The 438-nt window shown below is 67.1% G+C and carries 1 protein-coding gene and 1 pseudogene; both read right to left on the reverse strand.

Annotated elements, in window-relative coordinates:
- Window positions 1-218: dTDP-4-dehydrorhamnose 3,5-epimerase family protein (locus RM572_RS29325; RefSeq protein ID WP_311676379.1), on the reverse strand; the 218-nt coding region annotated here is incomplete at its 3' end.
- A pseudogene (locus tag RM572_RS29330) lies at window positions 215-438 on the reverse strand (dTDP-glucose 4,6-dehydratase); the annotation flags it as partial. The pseudogene RM572_RS29330 and the gene RM572_RS29325, both read right to left, overlap by 4 nt.

Raw genomic sequence — 438 nt, forward strand, 5'->3', positions numbered from 1 at the left:
TACTTTGCCTGGCTGGGCGGCAGTTCGGCGAAGTGGACACCGCGCAGCACCCCGGCCGCCGACACCGAGCAATTGGCCTGCCGCAGGTCGAAGCGGTGCCCGGTCATCTCGGTGAATCCGGCGTCGGTGAACCATTCGAAGAACAGCCCGCGCGCGTCGCCGTGCAGCTTGGGTGTGATCTCCCACGCGCCGGGGATGGTCAGTTCGCGTGCGGTCACTGGCCGCGCTCCGCATACGCGCCTTCTACCGCATCTTTCAAAGGGCCCCACCAGGATTCGTTGTTGCGGTACCAGTCGATGGTGGCCGCGAGGCCTTCGTCGAAATCGGTGTGCTTGGGGGCCCAGCCCAGTTCGTCGTGCAGGGCCGACGGGTCGATGGCGTAGCGCAGATCATGCCCGGCCCGGTCGGTGACATGGTCGAAGTCGTCCGGGTCGCGGC

The organism is Streptomyces hazeniae (assembly GCF_031845485.1).
GTDB lineage: Bacteria > Actinomycetota > Actinomycetes > Streptomycetales > Streptomycetaceae > Streptomyces > Streptomyces hazeniae.